The sequence below is a fragment of the Candidatus Symbiopectobacterium sp. NZEC135 genome (assembly GCF_025962695.1).
Window position 1 is genome coordinate 1 of sequence record NZ_JAGFPF010000528.1, and the last position, 1,258, is coordinate 1,258.

The 1,258-nt window shown below is 55.5% G+C and carries 1 protein-coding gene; it reads right to left on the reverse strand.

Annotated elements, in window-relative coordinates:
* Positions 1-1,258 (reverse strand): xylose ABC transporter ATP-binding protein (locus tag J5224_RS28465; protein WP_264628460.1); only part of this gene is annotated, 1,258 nt, incomplete at both ends.

Here is a 1,258-nt window from a genome sequence, read left to right on the forward strand (position 1 = left end):
AGGCATTTTGCCAACACCGCTTTTTGCTGATTCCCGCCGCTCAGGCGGGCAATGGCTAAATCCTGGCTGGCCGTTTTTACTTTCAGATGGGCAATCGAATGGCGAATCACATCCTGCTCGCGCGCGTCATCCAGTGAAGAAAACAGTCCGGAAAAACGATCGAGCGCTGCCAGCGTGATGTTTTGCGCCACGCTCATCACCGGAACAATGCCATCCTTTTTGCGATCCTCCGGCACCATCGCGATACCCAGCGCCATCGCCTGCTGACAGTCATTGATCACCACCGGCTGCCCCTTCAGCACAATCTCGCCCTGCCAGGGTCCACGGTAAGCGCCAAACAGGCATTGCACCGTTTCGCTCCGGCCGGAGCCAACCAGTCCCGCCACGCCCAGAATTTCACCCCGACGCAGCGCGAAGGAAACATCATTGACGCGACGAATATGGCGATTAACCGGATGCCAGGCCGTCAGGTGCTCGACGCGCAGGATCTCCTCACCAATGTCATGGGCCTCAGAAGGGTAAAGTTCGGTTAGCTCACGCCCCACCATCATGGCGATGATCTGATCTTCGCTAAGCGAGCTGGCAGGGTGGGTGCCAATGTGCTTGCCATCGCGAATCACGCAGATGATGTCCGAAATGGCTTTGACTTCATTCAGCTTGTGGGAAATGTAGATACAGGCGATACCGTGATTGCGCAAATCACGAATGATATCCAGCAAAATCGCGGTTTCGCGCTCAGTCAGTGAGGCGGTGGGTTCATCCAACACCAGCAACCGCACCTGTTTGTTGAGCGCCTTGGCAATCTCCACCAGTTGTTGCTGGCCCAGGCCAAGTTCACCGACTCGGGTATGAGGATCGACTTCAAGTTTGACGCGCGCCAGCATGGTCTGGCAGCGTAAATACATCGCGTCACTGTCCAATACGCCGCGTGTCGTCCACTCATTGCCCAGGAAGACGTTCTCCAACACGCTCATCTCTTTGACCAGCGCCAGTTCCTGATGAATGATGGCGATACCCTTCTGCTCGGTCTCACGAATATGGTTGGCATGCAGCGGATCGCCAGCGAAGACGATATCTCCGTCATAGCTGCCGAAGGGATAAATGGCACACAGCACTTTCATCAGCGTCGATTTGCCCGAACCATTCTCGCCGCACAGCGATAATACTTGTCCGGCTTCGAGCGCCAGGCTGACGTTATCCACCGCCTTTACGCTGCCAAACACCTTGGTGATGTTTTTCATTTCCAACAAGAACGGCA